The sequence below is a fragment of the Massilia sp. MP_M2 genome (assembly GCF_039123635.1).
Classification (GTDB): domain Bacteria; phylum Pseudomonadota; class Gammaproteobacteria; order Burkholderiales; family Burkholderiaceae_D; genus Telluria.
Map to the genome: position 1 here is coordinate 901,729 of NZ_JBCHJF010000001.1, position 15,661 is coordinate 917,389.

General features: G+C 64.6%; 11 protein-coding genes. 4 read left to right on the forward strand and 7 right to left on the reverse strand.

Features of this window, described 5'->3' with window-relative positions:
* The first annotated feature begins 4 nt into the window (after positions 1-4).
* Positions 5-907, forward strand: coding sequence for a DMT family transporter (locus tag RCH14_RS04060; protein ID WP_343024865.1), 903 nt, complete (start codon positions 5-7; stop codon positions 905-907).
* A gap of 67 nt (positions 908-974) precedes the next feature.
* On the opposite strand, the gene dxs is transcribed toward RCH14_RS04060, so the two are convergent.
* Genes dxs through RCH14_RS04075 form a run of 3 tightly spaced genes read right to left on the reverse strand, consistent with a single transcriptional unit; the run spans position 975 to position 4,006 of the window.
* Positions 975-2,849, reverse strand: coding sequence for a 1-deoxy-D-xylulose-5-phosphate synthase (gene dxs / locus RCH14_RS04065; RefSeq protein ID WP_343024866.1), 1,875 nt, complete (start codon positions 2,847-2,849; stop codon positions 975-977).
* On the reverse strand, positions 2,850-3,743 hold the full coding sequence (locus tag RCH14_RS04070; RefSeq protein ID WP_343024867.1) for a polyprenyl synthetase family protein: 894 nt from the start codon (positions 3,741-3,743) through the stop codon (positions 2,850-2,852).
* Positions 3,740-4,006 (reverse strand): exodeoxyribonuclease VII small subunit, encoded by a 267-nt coding sequence (locus tag RCH14_RS04075; RefSeq protein WP_343024868.1) that lies wholly within the window; start codon positions 4,004-4,006, stop codon positions 3,740-3,742. The genes RCH14_RS04070 and RCH14_RS04075 overlap by 4 nt, the downstream gene beginning before the upstream one ends.
* 331 nt (positions 4,007-4,337) lie before the next feature.
* On the opposite strand from RCH14_RS04075, the gene RCH14_RS04080 reads away from it, so the two are divergent.
* The 3 genes from RCH14_RS04080 (at position 4,338) to RCH14_RS04090 (ending at position 7,453) form a co-directional block, all read left to right on the forward strand.
* Entirely contained in the window at positions 4,338-5,438 is a 1,101-nt protein-coding gene (locus RCH14_RS04080) for an aromatic ring-hydroxylating dioxygenase subunit alpha (protein WP_343024869.1), read from the forward strand.
* Between the two features lie 235 nt (positions 5,439-5,673).
* The gene (locus tag RCH14_RS04085; RefSeq protein ID WP_343024870.1) at positions 5,674-6,594 is read left to right on the forward strand and encodes a DMT family transporter; all 921 of its coding nucleotides are present in this window, start codon (positions 5,674-5,676) and stop codon (positions 6,592-6,594) included.
* Between the two features lie 10 nt (positions 6,595-6,604).
* A complete protein-coding gene (locus tag RCH14_RS04090; RefSeq protein ID WP_343024871.1) occupies positions 6,605-7,453 on the forward strand; it encodes a sulfurtransferase in 849 nt (282 codons plus the stop codon).
* Positions 7,454-7,599: 146 nt separating this feature from the next.
* Here RCH14_RS04090 and RCH14_RS04095 read toward each other — a convergent pair whose 3' ends face one another.
* The 4 genes from RCH14_RS04095 to polA form a co-directional block, all read right to left on the reverse strand.
* Positions 7,600-8,298, reverse strand: coding sequence for a ZIP family metal transporter (locus tag RCH14_RS04095; protein WP_343025044.1), 699 nt, complete (start codon positions 8,296-8,298; stop codon positions 7,600-7,602).
* A gap of 351 nt (positions 8,299-8,649) precedes the next feature.
* Entirely contained in the window at positions 8,650-9,534 is an 885-nt protein-coding gene (locus tag RCH14_RS04100; RefSeq protein WP_343024872.1) for a dienelactone hydrolase family protein, read from the reverse strand.
* 78 nt (positions 9,535-9,612) lie between these two features.
* Positions 9,613-12,549 (reverse strand): PAS domain-containing protein, encoded by a 2,937-nt coding sequence (locus tag RCH14_RS04105; RefSeq protein WP_343024873.1) that lies wholly within the window; start codon positions 12,547-12,549, stop codon positions 9,613-9,615.
* Between the two features lie 193 nt (positions 12,550-12,742).
* Positions 12,743-15,517, reverse strand: coding sequence for a DNA polymerase I (gene polA / locus RCH14_RS04110; RefSeq protein WP_343024874.1), 2,775 nt, complete (start codon positions 15,515-15,517; stop codon positions 12,743-12,745).
* Between the last annotated feature and the right edge of the window lie 144 nt (positions 15,518-15,661).

The following is a 15,661-nucleotide window of genomic DNA, read 5'->3' on the forward strand; positions in this document are numbered from 1 at the left end:
CGTCATGCGCATCCTCGTCCAACCCATTCCCGTCGCACGCCCATCTGCCGCATTCGCGCTACCGTTCGTGTTCGTCCTGATGTGGAGTTCCGGCTACGTCGTCGGCAAGCTGGCCCTGCCCTTTGCCGGCCCGTTCACGCTGCTGGTCCTGCGCTTCGGCCTGGCCGCGCTGGTGCTGCTGCTGGTGGCCCTGTTCACCCGCGCACCGTGGCCGCGCCAGCGCGCGCAGTACGCGCATCTCGTCGTCGTCGGCCTGCTGGTGCAGGCATTGCAGTTCGGGGGCCTGTACACGGGCCTCAAATTGGGCGTGAGCGCAGGCGTCTCGGCCCTGATCATCGGCGCGATGCCCTTGTGTACCGCGTTCGGGGCGGGCGTGTTCCTGCACGAACGCGTCGGCGTGCGCCAGTGGCTTGGGCTGGGCGCAGGCGCCGGCGGCGTGCTGCTGGTGACTCTTGGCAAGGGCGTGGACTGGGACACGGGCGCAGCGGGGATCGGCGCCGTGGTGCTGGCCCTGGCCGGCATCACGCTGGGCACGCTGTACCAGAAAAAGTACTGCGCCGGCCTGGACCTGCGCACCGGCGGCTGCATCCAGCTGGCCGTGGCCACGGCCGTCGCGCTGCCGCTGGCGCTGGGTCTCGAAGGCTGGCAGGTGACGTGGACGCCGACGCTGATCCTGGCCTCCGGCTGGCTGTCGCTCGTCAATTCCATCGGCGCCGTCAGCTTGTTGTTCCTGATGATGCGGCGGGGCGATGCGAGCCGGGTCGCCAGTCTGTTCTACCTGATCCCGGGAACAACAGCGCTGATGGGACTGGCCGTCCTGGGCGAGCAGCTCGGCGCGCTGTCGATTACCGGCTTCGCCGTCACGGCCGGTGCCGTGTATCTGTGCACACGCACCAGGAAAACCTGAAAAACAATAAAAAAAGGGCTGGCGTGAATCGCCAGCCCTTTTTGCGTCGCGACGCGCAAGAATCGCGTCAGCCGTTATTCACCACCAGCCGCGGTTCACCAGAGGCCGACAGGCGCGCGCGGATCGATGCCGCAATGCCCTTGGCGTCCAGGCCCACCGACGACAGCAGCGCCACCGGATCGCCCTGGTCGATAAAGGTATCCGGCAGGCCCAGATTGAGTACCTGCTTGGCGATGCCGGCGGCGGCCAGCGCTTCCATCACGGCCGCGCCCGCGCCACCCATGATGCAGCCCTCTTCCACCGTCACGATCAGGTCGTGGTCTTGCGCCAGGCGCTTGACCAGGTCGACGTCCAGCGGCTTCACGAAGCGCATGTTCGCGACCGTCGCATCGAGTTCGTCGCCGGCCAGGATGCTGTGCGAGACCATCGAGCCGAAGGCCAGGATGGCGATGTTCTTGCCGTTACGGCGCACTTCGCCCTTGCCGATCTCGATCGAGCTCAAGGCCTCGACGATCGGCGTGCCGACACCGGCGCCGCGCGGATAGCGCACGGCCGCCGGACCGGGATAGTGGTAGGCCGTCGTGAGCATCTGGCGGCATTCGTTTTCGTCCGACGCGGCCATGACGACCATGTTCGGGATGCAGCGCAGGTAGGCCAGGTCGTAATTGCCGGCGTGGGTCGCGCCATCGGCGCCGACCAGGCCCGCGCGGTCGAGCGCGAAGGTCACGTCGAGATTCTGCAGCGCCACGTCGTGGATCAGCTGGTCGTAGCCGCGCTGCAGGAACGTCGAGTAGATCGCCAATACAGGTTTTACCCCTTCAGTGGCCATGCCGGCCGCGAACGTCACCGAGTGCTGCTCGGCGATGCCGACGTCGAAGTAGCGCTGCGGGTACTCCTGGTGGAAGCGAACCATGCCCGAGCCTTCGCGCATCGCCGGCGTGATGCCGACCAGGCGCTGATCGGCCGCTGCCATGTCGCACAGCCAGTTGCCGAAGACTTCGGTGTAGGTGATCTTGCCCGGCGCGGTGGCCGGCTTGATGCCTTCGAGATGATTGAACTTGCCGGTACCGTGGTACAGGATCGGCTCGGCCTCGGCCAGCTTGTAGCCCTGGCCTTTCTTGGTCACCACGTGCAGGAACTGCGGGCCCTTGAGCTTCTTGATGTTTTCCAGCGTCGGGATCAGCGATTCCAGGTCATGGCCGTCGATCGGGCCGATGTAGTTGAAGCCAAATTCCTCGAACATCGTGGCCGGGACCACCATGCCCTTTGCATGTTCTTCGAGCTTGCGCGCCAGATCGAGCACGGGCGCCGGCAGCACGCTCTTGCCGACGTTCTTGGCGGCGGCGTAGAACTGGCCCGACAGCAGGCGCGCCAGGTAGCGATTGAGCGCGCCGACCGGCGGCGAGATCGACATGTCGTTGTCGTTCAGGATGACCAAGAGGTTCACGTCGTCTTCGACGCCCCCATTGTTCAGGGCCTCGAACGCCATGCCGGCGGTCATGGAGCCGTCACCGATGACGGCGATGGCGTGGCGGTCTTCACCCTTGATCTTGGCGGCTGCGGCCATGCCGAGCGCGGCCGAGATCGAGGTCGACGAGTGGGCGGTGCCGAAGGTGTCGTACTCGCTTTCGTCGCGCTTCGGGAAGCCCGACAGGCCATTGAGCTGACGCAGCGACGGCATGCGGCCGCGGCGGCCCGTGAGGATCTTGTGCGAATAGGTCTGGTGGCCGACATCCCATACGATGCGGTCGCGCGGCGTGTCGTACACGTAGTGCAGCGCGATGGTCAGTTCGACCGTGCCCAGGTTGGACGACAGGTGCCCGCCCGTTTTCGAGACCGACTCGAGCAGGAACTGGCGCAGCTCCTTGGCCAGTGGCGTGAGCTGGGTGCGCGTCAGCTTGCGCAGGTCGGACGGGTCGTTGATATTGTCTAGCAGGTTCATTTAGGCCTTCCGCTGCACGATCAGGTCTGCCAGTTCACGCAGCCGCTGTGCTTGTTCTCCGAATGGCGCCAGCGCGTCATGCGCGTCACGCCGCAATTGCTCGGCCAGGTCGCGCGAAGGCGCCAGGCCGAGGATCGACACATAGGTCGGCTTGTTGTCGGCCGCATCCTTGCCGGCAGTCTTGCCCAGCGTGGCCGAGTCGGCGGTCGCATCAAGTACATCGTCGACCACCTGGAACGCGAGGCCTATCGCGCCCGAATAGGCGTTCAGGGCCTCGACTTCAAGTGGCGTCAGATCGCGCCCCGCGAGCGCGCCAAGCAGCACCGACACACGCAGCATCGCGCCCGTCTTCAACTGGTGCATGCGTTCGAGTTCATCGCGCGTCAAGGCCAGGCCAACGCTGTCGAGGTCGATTGCCTGGCCGCCGCACATGCCGTTCGAGCCGGCCGCCTGCGCCAGCAGGCGCACCATCGTCAACAGGCGCGCCGGCGGCACGGTGGCGCACTCGGACAGCACCGTGAAGGCCTGCGCCTGGAGCGTATCGCCCACCAGCAGCGCGGTCGCTTCGTCGTACGCCACATGCACCGTCGGCTTGCCGCGGCGCAGCGCGTCGTCGTCCATGCACGGCATGTCGTCGTGCACGAGCGAATACACATGGATCATTTCGACGGCGCTCGCCACCCGCGCGAGCGCAGCCGGGTCGGCGTCGAACAGCGCGCCGGCGGCATACGCCAGCAGCGGGCGCACGCGCTTGCCGCCGCCCAGCGTCGTGTAGCGCATCGCTTCGTGCAGCTTGTGCGGCACCTGGCTGGCCGCTGGCAGGAACGCGTCGAGCGCGCCCTCGACATCGTGCTGGACCTGGCGGGTCCAGTCGGCGAACGCCAGCGCGCTCATTGCACGCCCTCGTCGTCGCCCGAGAACGGCTTGAGCATGTCGCCTTCGAGCACCTTGACCTGCGACTCGACTTTCTCGAGCTGCCCTGCGCAGTACTTGACCAGCTCGGAGCCGCGCGCATACGCCGCAACCGACGCGTCCAGCGGCAAGGCGCCGGACTCCATCTGTGTCACGAGCTGGGCCAGTTCGGCCATCGCCCCTTCGAAGGATTCGGGTGGCGTCGTGGTCGCCACTGCGCTGCCCGCTGTCATATTCTTTGCCATAAGTCGGTATCGTAAGGGCGTCCAGTTGTGCGCCGTGGGTCAATCCAATCGCGTATTTTAGATCAATCCCACACTGCGGGGGGCGCACATTGCACCATTTGCAACATGCAGCCCCATCCATCGATTGGGCCACGCCCATCCTCATCATGAAAATCATGCCACCAAGGCAATTTCCCCGCCAGCGCACGCAACAGCCGCGCGCCGGACCAAGACGGTAGAGCTCGTTACGAAGTATAATCGCCGGTTCTGTCCGAAATACCGTATTCCTTTACTTAAATACTGGTCTTTGGATTCTTTCTCTTCTTTGGATGCTTATTTAAGGGGGGTTGGGATGTCCGATCTGGCTACCCACGCCAAGCTGGCGCGATCCAACGCGCAGCTTCCGGTAACTGTGTATTTTGACGAGGCGCTGCTCAAACGAGAGATGCAGCAGCTGTTCGTGAATGGCCCGCGCTACGTCGGCCATGAATTGATGGTGCCCGAAACGGGCGACTTCGCCACGCTCGCCGCCGAGCACGAAGGCCGCATGCTGGTGCGCAATGCCAATGGCATCGAGGTGCTGTCCAACGTCTGCCGTCATCGCCAGGCGCTCATGTTCAATGGGCGCGGCAATGCGACCAATATCGTGTGCCCGCTGCACCGCTGGACCTATGATCTCAAGGGTGAACTGATCGGCGCGCCGCATTTCGCCGATACGCCGTGCCTGAACCTGTCCAAGACCCCGCTCCAGAACTGGAACGGGCTGCTGTTCGAGCAGAACGGCTACAACGTGATGGACAAGCTCGGCCAACTGTCAGTGACGAAAGACCTCGATTTTTCGGGCTATATGCTCGACCACGTCGAAGTCCATCAATGCGACTACAACTGGAAGACCTTCATCGAGGTCTATCTCGAGGATTACCACGTCGAACCGTTCCACCCGGGCCTGGGCAACTTCGTCTCGTGCGACGACCTGAAATGGGAATTCGGCCAGGATTACAGCGTGCAGACCGTGGGCGTGAACCGCGCGCTGCAAAAGGCCGGCTCGCCTGCCTACAAACGCTGGCAGGAGCAAATCCTCAAGTTCAACAACGGCGCGCCGCCGAAGTACGGCGCGATCTGGCTCACGCTCTACCCGAACATCATGGTCGAGTGGTATCCGCACGTGCTGGTGGTCTCGACGCTGTGGCCCGATGGCCCGGACAAGACGCGCAACGTGGTCGAGTTCTACTACCCCGAAGAGATCGTGCTGTTCGAGCGCGAATTTGTCGAGGCCGAACGCGCGGCGTACATGGAAACGGCGGTCGAAGATGATGAAATCGGCCTGCGCATGGACGCCGGCCGCAAGATCCTGGTGGCGCGCGGCGTCAATGAGGTCGGTCCCTACCAGTCGCCCATGGAAGACGGCATGCAGCACTTCCATGAGTGGTATCGCAGCAAGATGGCGCTATAGGGAAGCACTGATTAATTCATGGAGGCGGACTTGGCGCGGAAAAAAGCCACCCTGCGGCGTTGCATATTCTCGCAATAGCTCGCTATTGCTGCGATTTGCGCCTTGCATGGCGGCTTTTTCCGCAGCCAATTCCATCCCCCAGAATAGATCAGTGCTTCCCTAGTCGTGTCGTGACACGCAGCGCTGCGGAGGGTGTGGCCAGCCGGCTGCCCCTCCTTTTTTTATTGGGAATACCATGGCTTCACTCTGGATGCTGTTCGCCAGCTTCGCGTTCGCCGCGATGGGCGCGGGCGTCAAACTCGCCTCCGACTTCTACTCCACGTCCGAACTGCTGATGTACCGGGGCCTGATCGGCACCGTCATCCTGCTGGCGATGGTGCGCCACCGTGGCGGCACGTTCAAGACGCCGTTCGCGAAATCGCACCTGATCCGCAGCTTCGTCGGCGTGACCGCCCTGTGGATGTGGTTCTTCGCCATCGGCCGCCTGCCGCTGGCCACGGCCATGACGCTGAACTACATGGCGCCGATCTGGATCGCGGCCTGGATGTTCGCGCTGGGCTGGTGGACCGGCACCAAGCACGCCGAATGGCCGCTCGTCGTCGCCATCGGCATGAGCTTCTTCGGTGTGACGATGGTGCTGCAGCCGGCGGTCGAAAGCCAGCAGTGGCTGGGCGCGCTGGCCGGTGTGTGCTCGTCGGTGGTATCGGCCGCGGCGTATATGCAGGTGCGCAAACTGGGCCTGCTGGGCGAGCCCGAATACCGCGTCGTGTTTTTCTTTTCGCTGACCACCGCGGTGGTGGGCCTGCTTGCCACGCTGGCCGGCGACGGGCCAAAGGGCGCCGTGTTCCACGCACACACGCCATACAGCCTGCTGCTGTTGGCCGGGATCGGCGGCGCGGCGCTGATGGCGCAGATGGCCATGACCCGCGCCTACCGGGTCGGCAAGGTGCTGGTGGTGGCCAACCTGCAGTACACCGGCATCGTGTTTTCGTGCCTGTGGGGTCTGCTGCTGTGGGGCGACACGTTCGACTGGCATGTCTGGCTGGGCGTGGGCGTGATCCTGGTGTCGGGCGTGGCTGCAACGTTCTACAATACCCGCAAGACGGCGCGCGGCGCCGTCGTCAAGGACACCGATCCGATTGCCAGCGAAACGTAAAGGAACCGTCATGCACCAGACCCTGATTTCTGCCGCCGACCTGGCCGCGCACATCGACGACCCGGCCTGGGTCGTCGTCGATTGCCGCCACGACCTGATGAACATGGCAGCCGGCCGTGCCGGTTACGCCGGCGGCCACTTGCCGGGCGCGGTGTTTGCCGATATCGAGACGGTGCTCTCGGGCGTCAAGACCGGGGCCGATGGCATGTTCCGTGGCCGCCATCCGCTGCCCGACAAAGAAACGCTGGTCGAGGCACTGCGCGGCTTTGGCATCGACGACGCCACGCAAGTGGTGGCCTACGACGCGCACGGCGGCATGTTCGCGGCGCGTCTGTGGTGGCTGCTGCGCTGGCTGGGGCATGAGGCAGTCGCGGTGCTCGATGGCGGGATGGCCGCGTGGGAGGCAGCCGGGCAGCCCTTGACCACCGAGGTGCGCACCAGGCCGCACGGAGCCGTCAGCATACGGGCGCCGTTCGTGCCGACCGTGACGGTGGCTGAGGTGCTGGACAATCTGCAGAGCGGTCAGCGCATCGTGATCGATGCGCGCGCGGCCGATCGCTATCGCGGCGAGAACGAGACGATGGATCCGGTCGGCGGGCATATTCCGGGCGCGAAGAACCGCTTCTTCAAGGAGAACCTGGGACCAGACGGACGCTTCAAGGATGCAGCGCAGTTGCGGGAAGAATTTGGCGCCCTGCTCGATGATCCTGCCGCAGCCATCATGCAGTGTGGCTCGGGCGTGACCGCCTGCCACAACCTGCTGGCGCTGGAAGTGGCGGGCTTGCCGGGCGCCGCGTTGTATCCGGGGTCGTGGAGCGAGTGGGTTGCCGATCCCGCGCGGCCGGTGGTGAAGGGATAACCCGTCCACGCGTCGATGGTTCACGCCACGATCGGCCGTCACCAAAACGCCACCACTGCCGATCACCGCGTGGACGGCGGAGCCGTCCACCCTACGTCAAGATCGTGCGCACGAACGCACCACCGCTGCCGATCACCGTGCCCGCATCAAAACGCGTGCAACGCGACGACAATCGCCACGCCCAGCCCGATCAGCAACACCTGCGGCACCGACTCGCGCAATGTCGAGCGGCGCTGCATCTGCGGCATCAGGTCGCTCACCGCGATATAGATGAACCCTGATGAGGCAAACACCAGCACGTACGGAATCAGCCCACTGGCGCGGTCCAGCGTGTAATACCCGAGCAAGCCCCCCGCCACCGCCATCAGGCTGCACAGCAGGTTGAACACGTAGGCGCGCAGGCGCGAGAAGCCGGCATTGAGCAGCACGATGAAGTCGCCGATTTCCTGCGGAATTTCATGGGCGACGATCGCCAGCGCGGTGACGATGCCCAGCTCCGGATTGGCCAGGAAGGCAGCAGCGATCAGGATGCCGTCGGTGAAGTTGTGCATGCCGTCGCCGAGCAGGATCATCCAGCCGGCCTTGCCGGCTTCGCGCGCGTCGTGCCCATGGGCGTGGTGGTGGCCATCGCCTTCGTGGTGATGCGAGTGGCGCAGCAGCGCTGCCTTCTCCAGCAAAAAGAAGGCCAGCAGGCCGCCGAGCAGCGTGGCGAACAGGCTTCGGGTGTCGGCGCCCGAATCGAACGCTTCCGGCAACGCGTGCAGCAGCGAGGTGGCCAGCATGATGCCGACCGACAGGCTGACCATCTTTTCCACCACTTTCGACAACAGGGCAAACGAAAAGATGGCAGCCCCGGAGATACTGACGACACCAGCGACGAGCGTCGCCAGCAGGATGGAGCCCAGGGTCGGGTCGATGAATGGGGCTGAAAGCGGGTCGATTTGAAAGCCTCTTGTTCTGTGCGCGCGACGAGCCGCAAACCGGGCATTGTACCGCTCCCGGCCTGCCCTCGTCCAAGGCGAAGCCTGCTAGGGAAGCACTGATTTATTCTGGGGGATGGAATTGGCAGTTGAAAAAGTCAGCCTGCAAGGCGCAAACTCTCGCAATAGCGAGCTATTGCGAGAGTTTGCAACGCCGCAGGATGGCTCTTTTCAACGCCAAGTCCGCCGCCATGAATTAATCGGTGCTTCCCTAGATCAGGCGACGCCGTATTTGGCGAACCAGGCCAGCGCGCGGTTCCAGCCATCCTGCGCGTCAGCCGCGTTGTACATCGGGCGGTAGTCGGCGTGGAAGGCGTGGCCGGATTCCGGGTAGACGTGGATCGTCGAGCGGCTGTTGCCCTTGTCGAGCGCGGCCTGCATGCGCTGGACCGATTCGACCGGGATGCCCGTGTCCTTTGCGCCGTACAGGCCCAGCACCGGCACTTTCAGGTTCTGGGCAAAATCGATCGGGTGCTTGGGCGACGTGGCGGTGGATTCGCCCACCAGGCGGCCGTACCAGGCCACGCCCGCCTTGACCTTGAGGTTGTGCGCCGCGTACAGCCAGGTGATGCGCCCGCCCCAGCAAAAACCGGTGATGGCCAGTTTCTCGGTGTCGCCGCCGCGCTGCTTGGCCCACGTGACCACGCGGTCGAGGTCCGACATCACTTGCGCATCGGGCGTTTTTGAGACGATGTTCTTCATCAGTTCGGCCGTGCTCGGGGCCTTGGTCGCGTCACCCTGGCGCACGAACAGGTCGGGTGCGATCGCCATGTAACCCTGCTTGGCAAAGCGGCGCACCACGTCCTTGATGTATTCGTGCACGCCGAAGATCTCGGAGATCACCAGGATCACCGGCACCCCCGTCTTGCCCTTGGGCTGGGCGCGATAGACCGGCACGTCCTGGCCGTCGATGACGAGGATGGTGTCGCCGGCATCGAGGCCGTCGGTATCGGTCTGGATCTGGGTCTGCGCCATGACTGGCAGCGCGCTGGCGGCAAAGCCGGTGCCGATGGCGGCCCGGATGAAGTCGCGGCGCCCGACGCCATCGGTGTATGCGCTCGCGCCGAGCAGGCTGCCGGCGTCGTTGACGAGGTCTTTCATGGTCATCCCTTCGAACAGTGGTGGACAGGCTTGCGAGTTTAGCATCGCCTGCGCCGGGCGCACATGGCGCACACTGCGCTACGTGTGCGCAGGCACCACGTCGTCCAGGATCGCGTACAGCTTCTGCATATCGACCGGCTTGACCAGATGGTGGTTGAAGCCGGCGGCCGCCGTGCGCGCGCGATCCTGCTCCTGGCCGTAGCCGGTGATCGCCACCAGCACCGCATGCTGCGCGTTGGACCGCGCGCGCAGGCGCCTGGCCAGTTCGATGCCATCGATGTCGGGCAGGCCGATATCGAGCAGGAACACATGCGGGGCCGCGTGCTCGGATGCGGACAGTGCCGGCAGCGCGGCATGTTCGACGTGCACCTCGTGCCCGTTCGATTCGAGCAGCAGCGCGAGCATCGCCGCCGCGTCCACGTTATCGTCCACGACCATGATGCGCAACTGGTCGGATGGCGCCGCTGCGTCCATCTTGCCAGCGGCCGGCGACTCGGCGAACGGCGTCTCGCTATGCATGCACGGCAGGCATACCGTGAAGGTGCTGCCCTTGCCCTGCCCCTCGCTCTGGCAGGTGACGCTGCCGTGATGCAGGTCGATCAGGCTTTTCACCAGCGCCAGCCCCAGACCCAGGCCGCCCAGCGAGCGATCCGACGAGCGCTCGGCCTGCGAAAACAGCTCGAACGCACGCGCGACCAGTTCAGGCGCCATGCCGATACCGTTGTCCTTCACGTGCAGCAGCACGTGCGTGGCGCGCACTTCGGTGCTCAATGTGATGTGCCCACCTTCGGGCGTGTACTTCGCCGCATTGCTGAGCAGGTTGGCCAGCACCTGCACCAGGCGTTTATGGTCGCCCTCGACCAGCGGCGCCTGCGGCGGCAGTTCGAGTGCCAGGTGATGGCGGCGGGTGTGGATCAGGGGCGTGACCTGCTCGATCGCGTCGTTCACGATATGCCGGAGGTCCAGGCGCTCGGTGTGCAGCGCTACCAGCCCGCGCGTCACGCGCGAGACGTCGAGCAAGTCGTCGACGAGACTCGTCATGTGGCGTACCTGGCGGCCGATGATCTGGCTGGTCTTGCGCACCTGCGCCTCATCGAGCCGCGCCCGTTGCAGCAGGTCGGCAGCCGCGCCGATCGGCGCGAGCGGATTGCGCAGCTCGTGCGCCAGCATCGCCAGGAATTCATCCTTGCGGCGATCGGCGACGGTCAGTTGCTCTTGCGCCTGACGGCGCTCGGTGACGTCGCGGAAGAAGAACGCAATGCCGCCACTGGACGACCGATGGGTGCGGGTCTCGATCCATACCTGCCGTCCGTCCGGCAAGCGATGGGCCAGCTCGATCAGTTCGGTGGCGCCGGTGTCCATCACACGCCGGAACACGGTCTCGGCAGAGGTGCCCAGCAGTTCGGGCCAGACGGCCCAGTGGTTGTGGCCGATCACGTCCTCGGCCCGGCACTGGGTCAGGCGCAGGCCTTCGGCGTTCATGCGCAGGATCGTCCAGTGTTTATCCAGCACGGCGAAGCCTTCGCCCATGCTGTCGAAGATGCTCTGGCTCTGATCGCGTTCTCGGCGCAGCGCGGCGCGGGCACGGGCTGCTTCGACCGCTGACCAGGTGCGCTCGGCGGTTTCCTGCACCATCCGGATCTCGGCCTCGCGCCAGCGGCGCGGCGTGGCATTCTGCACCGTCAGCACGACGAGCATTCTGCCGGCCTTGATGTACGGGACCAGCAGATCGGCGCCGACGCCGATCGCCGCATAGATGCCGATATTGCCCGCCGTGCGACTGTCTTGCGTGACATCGTGGTTGACGACCGTCTGCCCGGCGCGCAGCGCGGCGATCATCGGCGGGCCGAAATCGTCCATGACCATGACTTTGCCGGCCAGGCTTGGAAAACCCTCGGCGGTCCAGTCGCGCACGATCGCGACGTTGCCCTTGTCGTCGTCGATCTGGGCATACAGCACACGCGATGTCTGCAGCGCCTGTCCCAGCAGCGCGCACGCCGCCCCGGTCACGTCATCGACGTCATCGAACTGGCGAATGCGGTCGGCCAGCGCCAGCTGGAAGGCCTGATTCTCGCGGACCTCTTCGAGCTGCTGGACTTTCTCGGACAACGCCTGCGCCGCGTGATAGGCGCCGGTAACGTCGCTACCCTGGGCAAAGATGCCTGTCACCCGCCCGTCCTGGTCGACGATCGGCTGGTACAGCAGGTCGATGTACCGGTCCTCGAGTGGGCCGTCAGGATGGCGCTGCAGCGAGACCTTCGAGTCGCGCAGCACGACCGGCTCGCCGCTCGCGAAGACCTCATCGAGCACGCGATGCACGCCCTGCGCCGCCACCTCGGGTATTGCTTCGAGCAAGGGCTTGCCAATCAGTTCGCGGTGCCCGACCAGCTGGTAATACGCTTCATTGGCCATCTCGAACACATGCTGCGCACCCGTGAGCACCGCAATGAAACTCGGGGCCTGGTTGAACATCTTCTGCAACTGGCTGCGCTCCAGGCTCAGGATGCGCGTCATTGCCTCGTGCATCTGCGGCCGGTTCATCTGCGGGATGTACGGCACCGCACTCACACCCTGCTTGAGGTAGTAATTGTGGGTGTCGACGTCGAAGCGGTACAGGTCCGTTACGTCAATGGCGTTCTGCGACACGAACGCCACGTCGCCGTCAGCGTCGAATACCGGCGTGTGGATCGCGCTCCAGTAACGCTCGTCGAACACGCTGCCATCAGGCGTCTCGCGCAGTATCGCGTAACGCAGCAGCGCGCTGGTGTGCGGCTGCTTCGTGGCGAAGGCTTGTTCGATCGAGATGCGCACTTCGGCCAGGTTGGTCGATTCCGGGTCGTTTGGATCGGCCGGAAAGGCCTCGAAGATATGCTTGCCCACGATCTGCTGCGCAGTGCGCCCGGTCGACTGCAGATAGGCGGGATTCGCACCAATGATGGTGAAGGCCCGGTTGATGAGCAGGTAAGGATACGGCGAGGCCGCGAACAGTGCCGCGTAATCGGGTTGCGTAGGCATTACTTATTCTCACATATAAATTGCGAGAAAAATACGCGCTCTGCAACGGATTTTGCGGGACAGCTGCGTGCCAGTGCCGATGCCGCACATCTGATGAGGAGGGGTTTCTGGTGGTGATGGGTATGCGAAGCGCGTTCAACGCTGCTCCACGCGCGGTTGAACGCGTGGACGGCGTAGCCGTCCACTCTACGGTTTAGTGTGCCTTTTCCCAGTTTTCGCCCACGCCCGTTTCGGCCACCAGCGGCACCTTCAGCGTTGCCACGCCGGCCATCAGTTCGGGCAGCTTCACGCGCACCAGGTCGAGTTCGGCCTGCGGCACTTCGAGCACCAGTTCATCGTGCACCTGCATGATCATGCGCGTGGCAAGCCCGGCGCCTTCGATCCATTCTTGCACGGCGATCATCGCCAGCTTGATCAGATCGGCCGCCGTGCCCTGCATCGGCGCATTGATCGCGGCCCGTTCGGCGCCGGCGCGGCGCGGGCCGTTCGGCGAATTGATCTCGGGCAGCCACAGGCGGCGGCCGAACACCGTTTCAACGTAACCGCGCGCCTTGGCCTGCAGGCGCGTCTCGTCCATATACTGCTTGACGCCCGAGAAGCGTGCGAAATAGCGCTCGATGTAATTGGCCGCCGCGCCCCGTTCGATGTTCAGGTTGGCCGCCAGACCGAAGGCACTCATGCCGTAGATCAGGCCGAAGTTGATGACCTTGGCGTAGCGGCGCTGTTCGCTCTGCACGTCCGCTGGCGGGATGCCGAAGATCTCGGCGGCCGTCGCGCGGTGGATGTCTTCGCCATCGGCAAAGGCCTTGAGCATTGCAGCGTCGCCCGAGATATGCGCCATGATGCGCAGCTCGATCTGCGAATAGTCGGCCGAGACGATCAAGCTACCGGGCGGCGCGATGAAGGCTTCGCGGATGCGGCGCCCTTCGGCATTGCGCACCGGGATGTTCTGCAGGTTCGGCTCATTGGACGACAGGCGGCCCGTGATCGCGACCGCCTGCGAGTAGTTGGTGTGCACGCGCCCCGTGCTGGCGTTGACCATCTTCGGCAGCTTGTCGGTGTAGGTCGACTTGAGCTTGGACATGCCGCGGTGCTCCAGCAGGATCTTTGGCAGCGGGTAATCCTCGGCCAGCTTTTGCAGCACTTCTTCGTCGGTCGACGCAGCGCCCGTGGCGGTCTTCTTGATCACCGGCAGGCCGAGTTTGACGAAGAAGATTTCGCCGATCTGTTTCGGCGAACCCAGATTGAACGGGCCGCCGGCCAGCTCATAGGCCTGCTGCTCGAGTTCGAGCATGCGCTTGCCCAATTCGTTCGATTGCACGCCCAGCAGCTCGCTGTCGATCAGCACGCCATTGCGCTCGATCTTGTGCAGCACTTCCATCGTCGGCATCTCGATGTCGCGGTAGATGTACGTGAGGCCCTTGTCGGCGTCGACGTGCGGCAGCATGGACCCGTGCAGGCGCAGCGTGATGTCGGAATCCTCGGCCGCATATTCGGTGGCGCGGCCCAGTTCGACCTGATCGAAACAGATCTGGTTGACGCCCTTGCCGCACACGTCGACGAACGGAATCGTCTTGTAGCCCAGGTGGCGCATGGCCATCGTGTCCATATCGTGCGGCTTGTGCGACTCGAACACGTACGACTGCAGCAGCGTGTCGTGCACGATGCCCTTCAGGGTCACGCCATGGTTGGCGAAGATGTGCATGTCGTACTTGAGGTTCTGGCCGAGCTTCGGCTTGGCCGGGTTTTCCAGCCAGGCGCGCATCTTTTCGAGCACGTGTTCGCGCTGGAGCTGGTCGGGCGCGCCGGCGTAGCGGTGCGCCAGCGGGATGTAGGCGCCCTTGCCCGGTTCGACCGACAGCGAGATACCGACCATCTGCGCCGTCATTGGGTCGAGCGATGTGGTTTCGGTGTCGACCGACGTCAGTGCGGCCGCGTCGATCAGCGCCAGCCAGGTGTCCAGCTGCGCGTCGGTGAGAATCGTCTCGTACTCGCCCTTGATGACCGGCATGCCGTCCAGCGTGGCCTGCGCGCCTTCGGGCGAATTGAGCGGGCCGCCACCCGGCGCGCTGCCGGCGGCCGGCCGCACGCTGCCGTCGCCCGGTTTCGCGCCGCCCAGGTCGCGCAGCATCGTCTTGAAGCCGTAGCGGCTGAAGAAGTCGCGCAGCGCGTCGGCGTTCTCTGGTCGACCGACGAGCGTTTCTTCGAACGACACCACGTGCTCGACCAGGTCGCAGTCGGTTTTCACGGTGATCAGCTCGCGGCCTTTCGGCAGCCAGTCGAGCGCCGCGCGCAGGTTCTCGCCCACGGCGCCACCGATACTGCCGGCGTTTTCCATCACGCCGTCGAGCGAGCCGTGCAGCGTGAGCCACTTGACGGCTGTCTTGGGGCCGCACTTGGGCACGCCGGGCACATTGTCGACGGTGTCGCCGACGAGCGTCAGGTAATCGATGATGCGGTTCGGTGGCACGCCGAACTTGGCCAGTACGCCGGCGTCGTCCAGGCGCTCGTTGCTCATCGTATTGATCAGCATGACTTTGTCGTTGACGAGCTGGGCCAGGTCCTTGTCGCCGGTGGAGACGACCGTCTTCATGCCGCGCGCGGCGGCTTGCACGGCCAGCGTGCCGATCACGTCGTCGGCTTCGACGCCGTCGACCATCAGGATCGGCCAGCCCATATAGCGCACCACTTCGTGGATCGGCTCGATCTGCTTGCCCAGGTCTTCCGGCATCGACGCGCGCGTGGCCTTGTACTCGGGATACAGATCGTCGCGGAAGGTCTTGCCCTTGGCATCGAACACGCAGGCAATGTAGGCGGCCGGGAAGTCGGCGCGCAGGCGGCGCAGCATATTGACCATGCCGTGCATGGCGCCGGTCGGGAAGCCGTCCGGGCTCCTCAAGTCGGGCAATGCGTGGAAGGCACGGTAGAGATAGCTGGAACCGTCGACGAGCAGAAGGGTATTGTCCATAGGGGGCGAAAATCAGGTAAGCATGCGGCGTCCAGAGTGGCGCCAGGGTTGCTGCCATTATCGCAGAATCCGCACGATGAGCAGCGCCTGCTCCAGCGTCTCAATTCCTCGCGGCAATCATGGGACGTGGCACACGTTTCACAG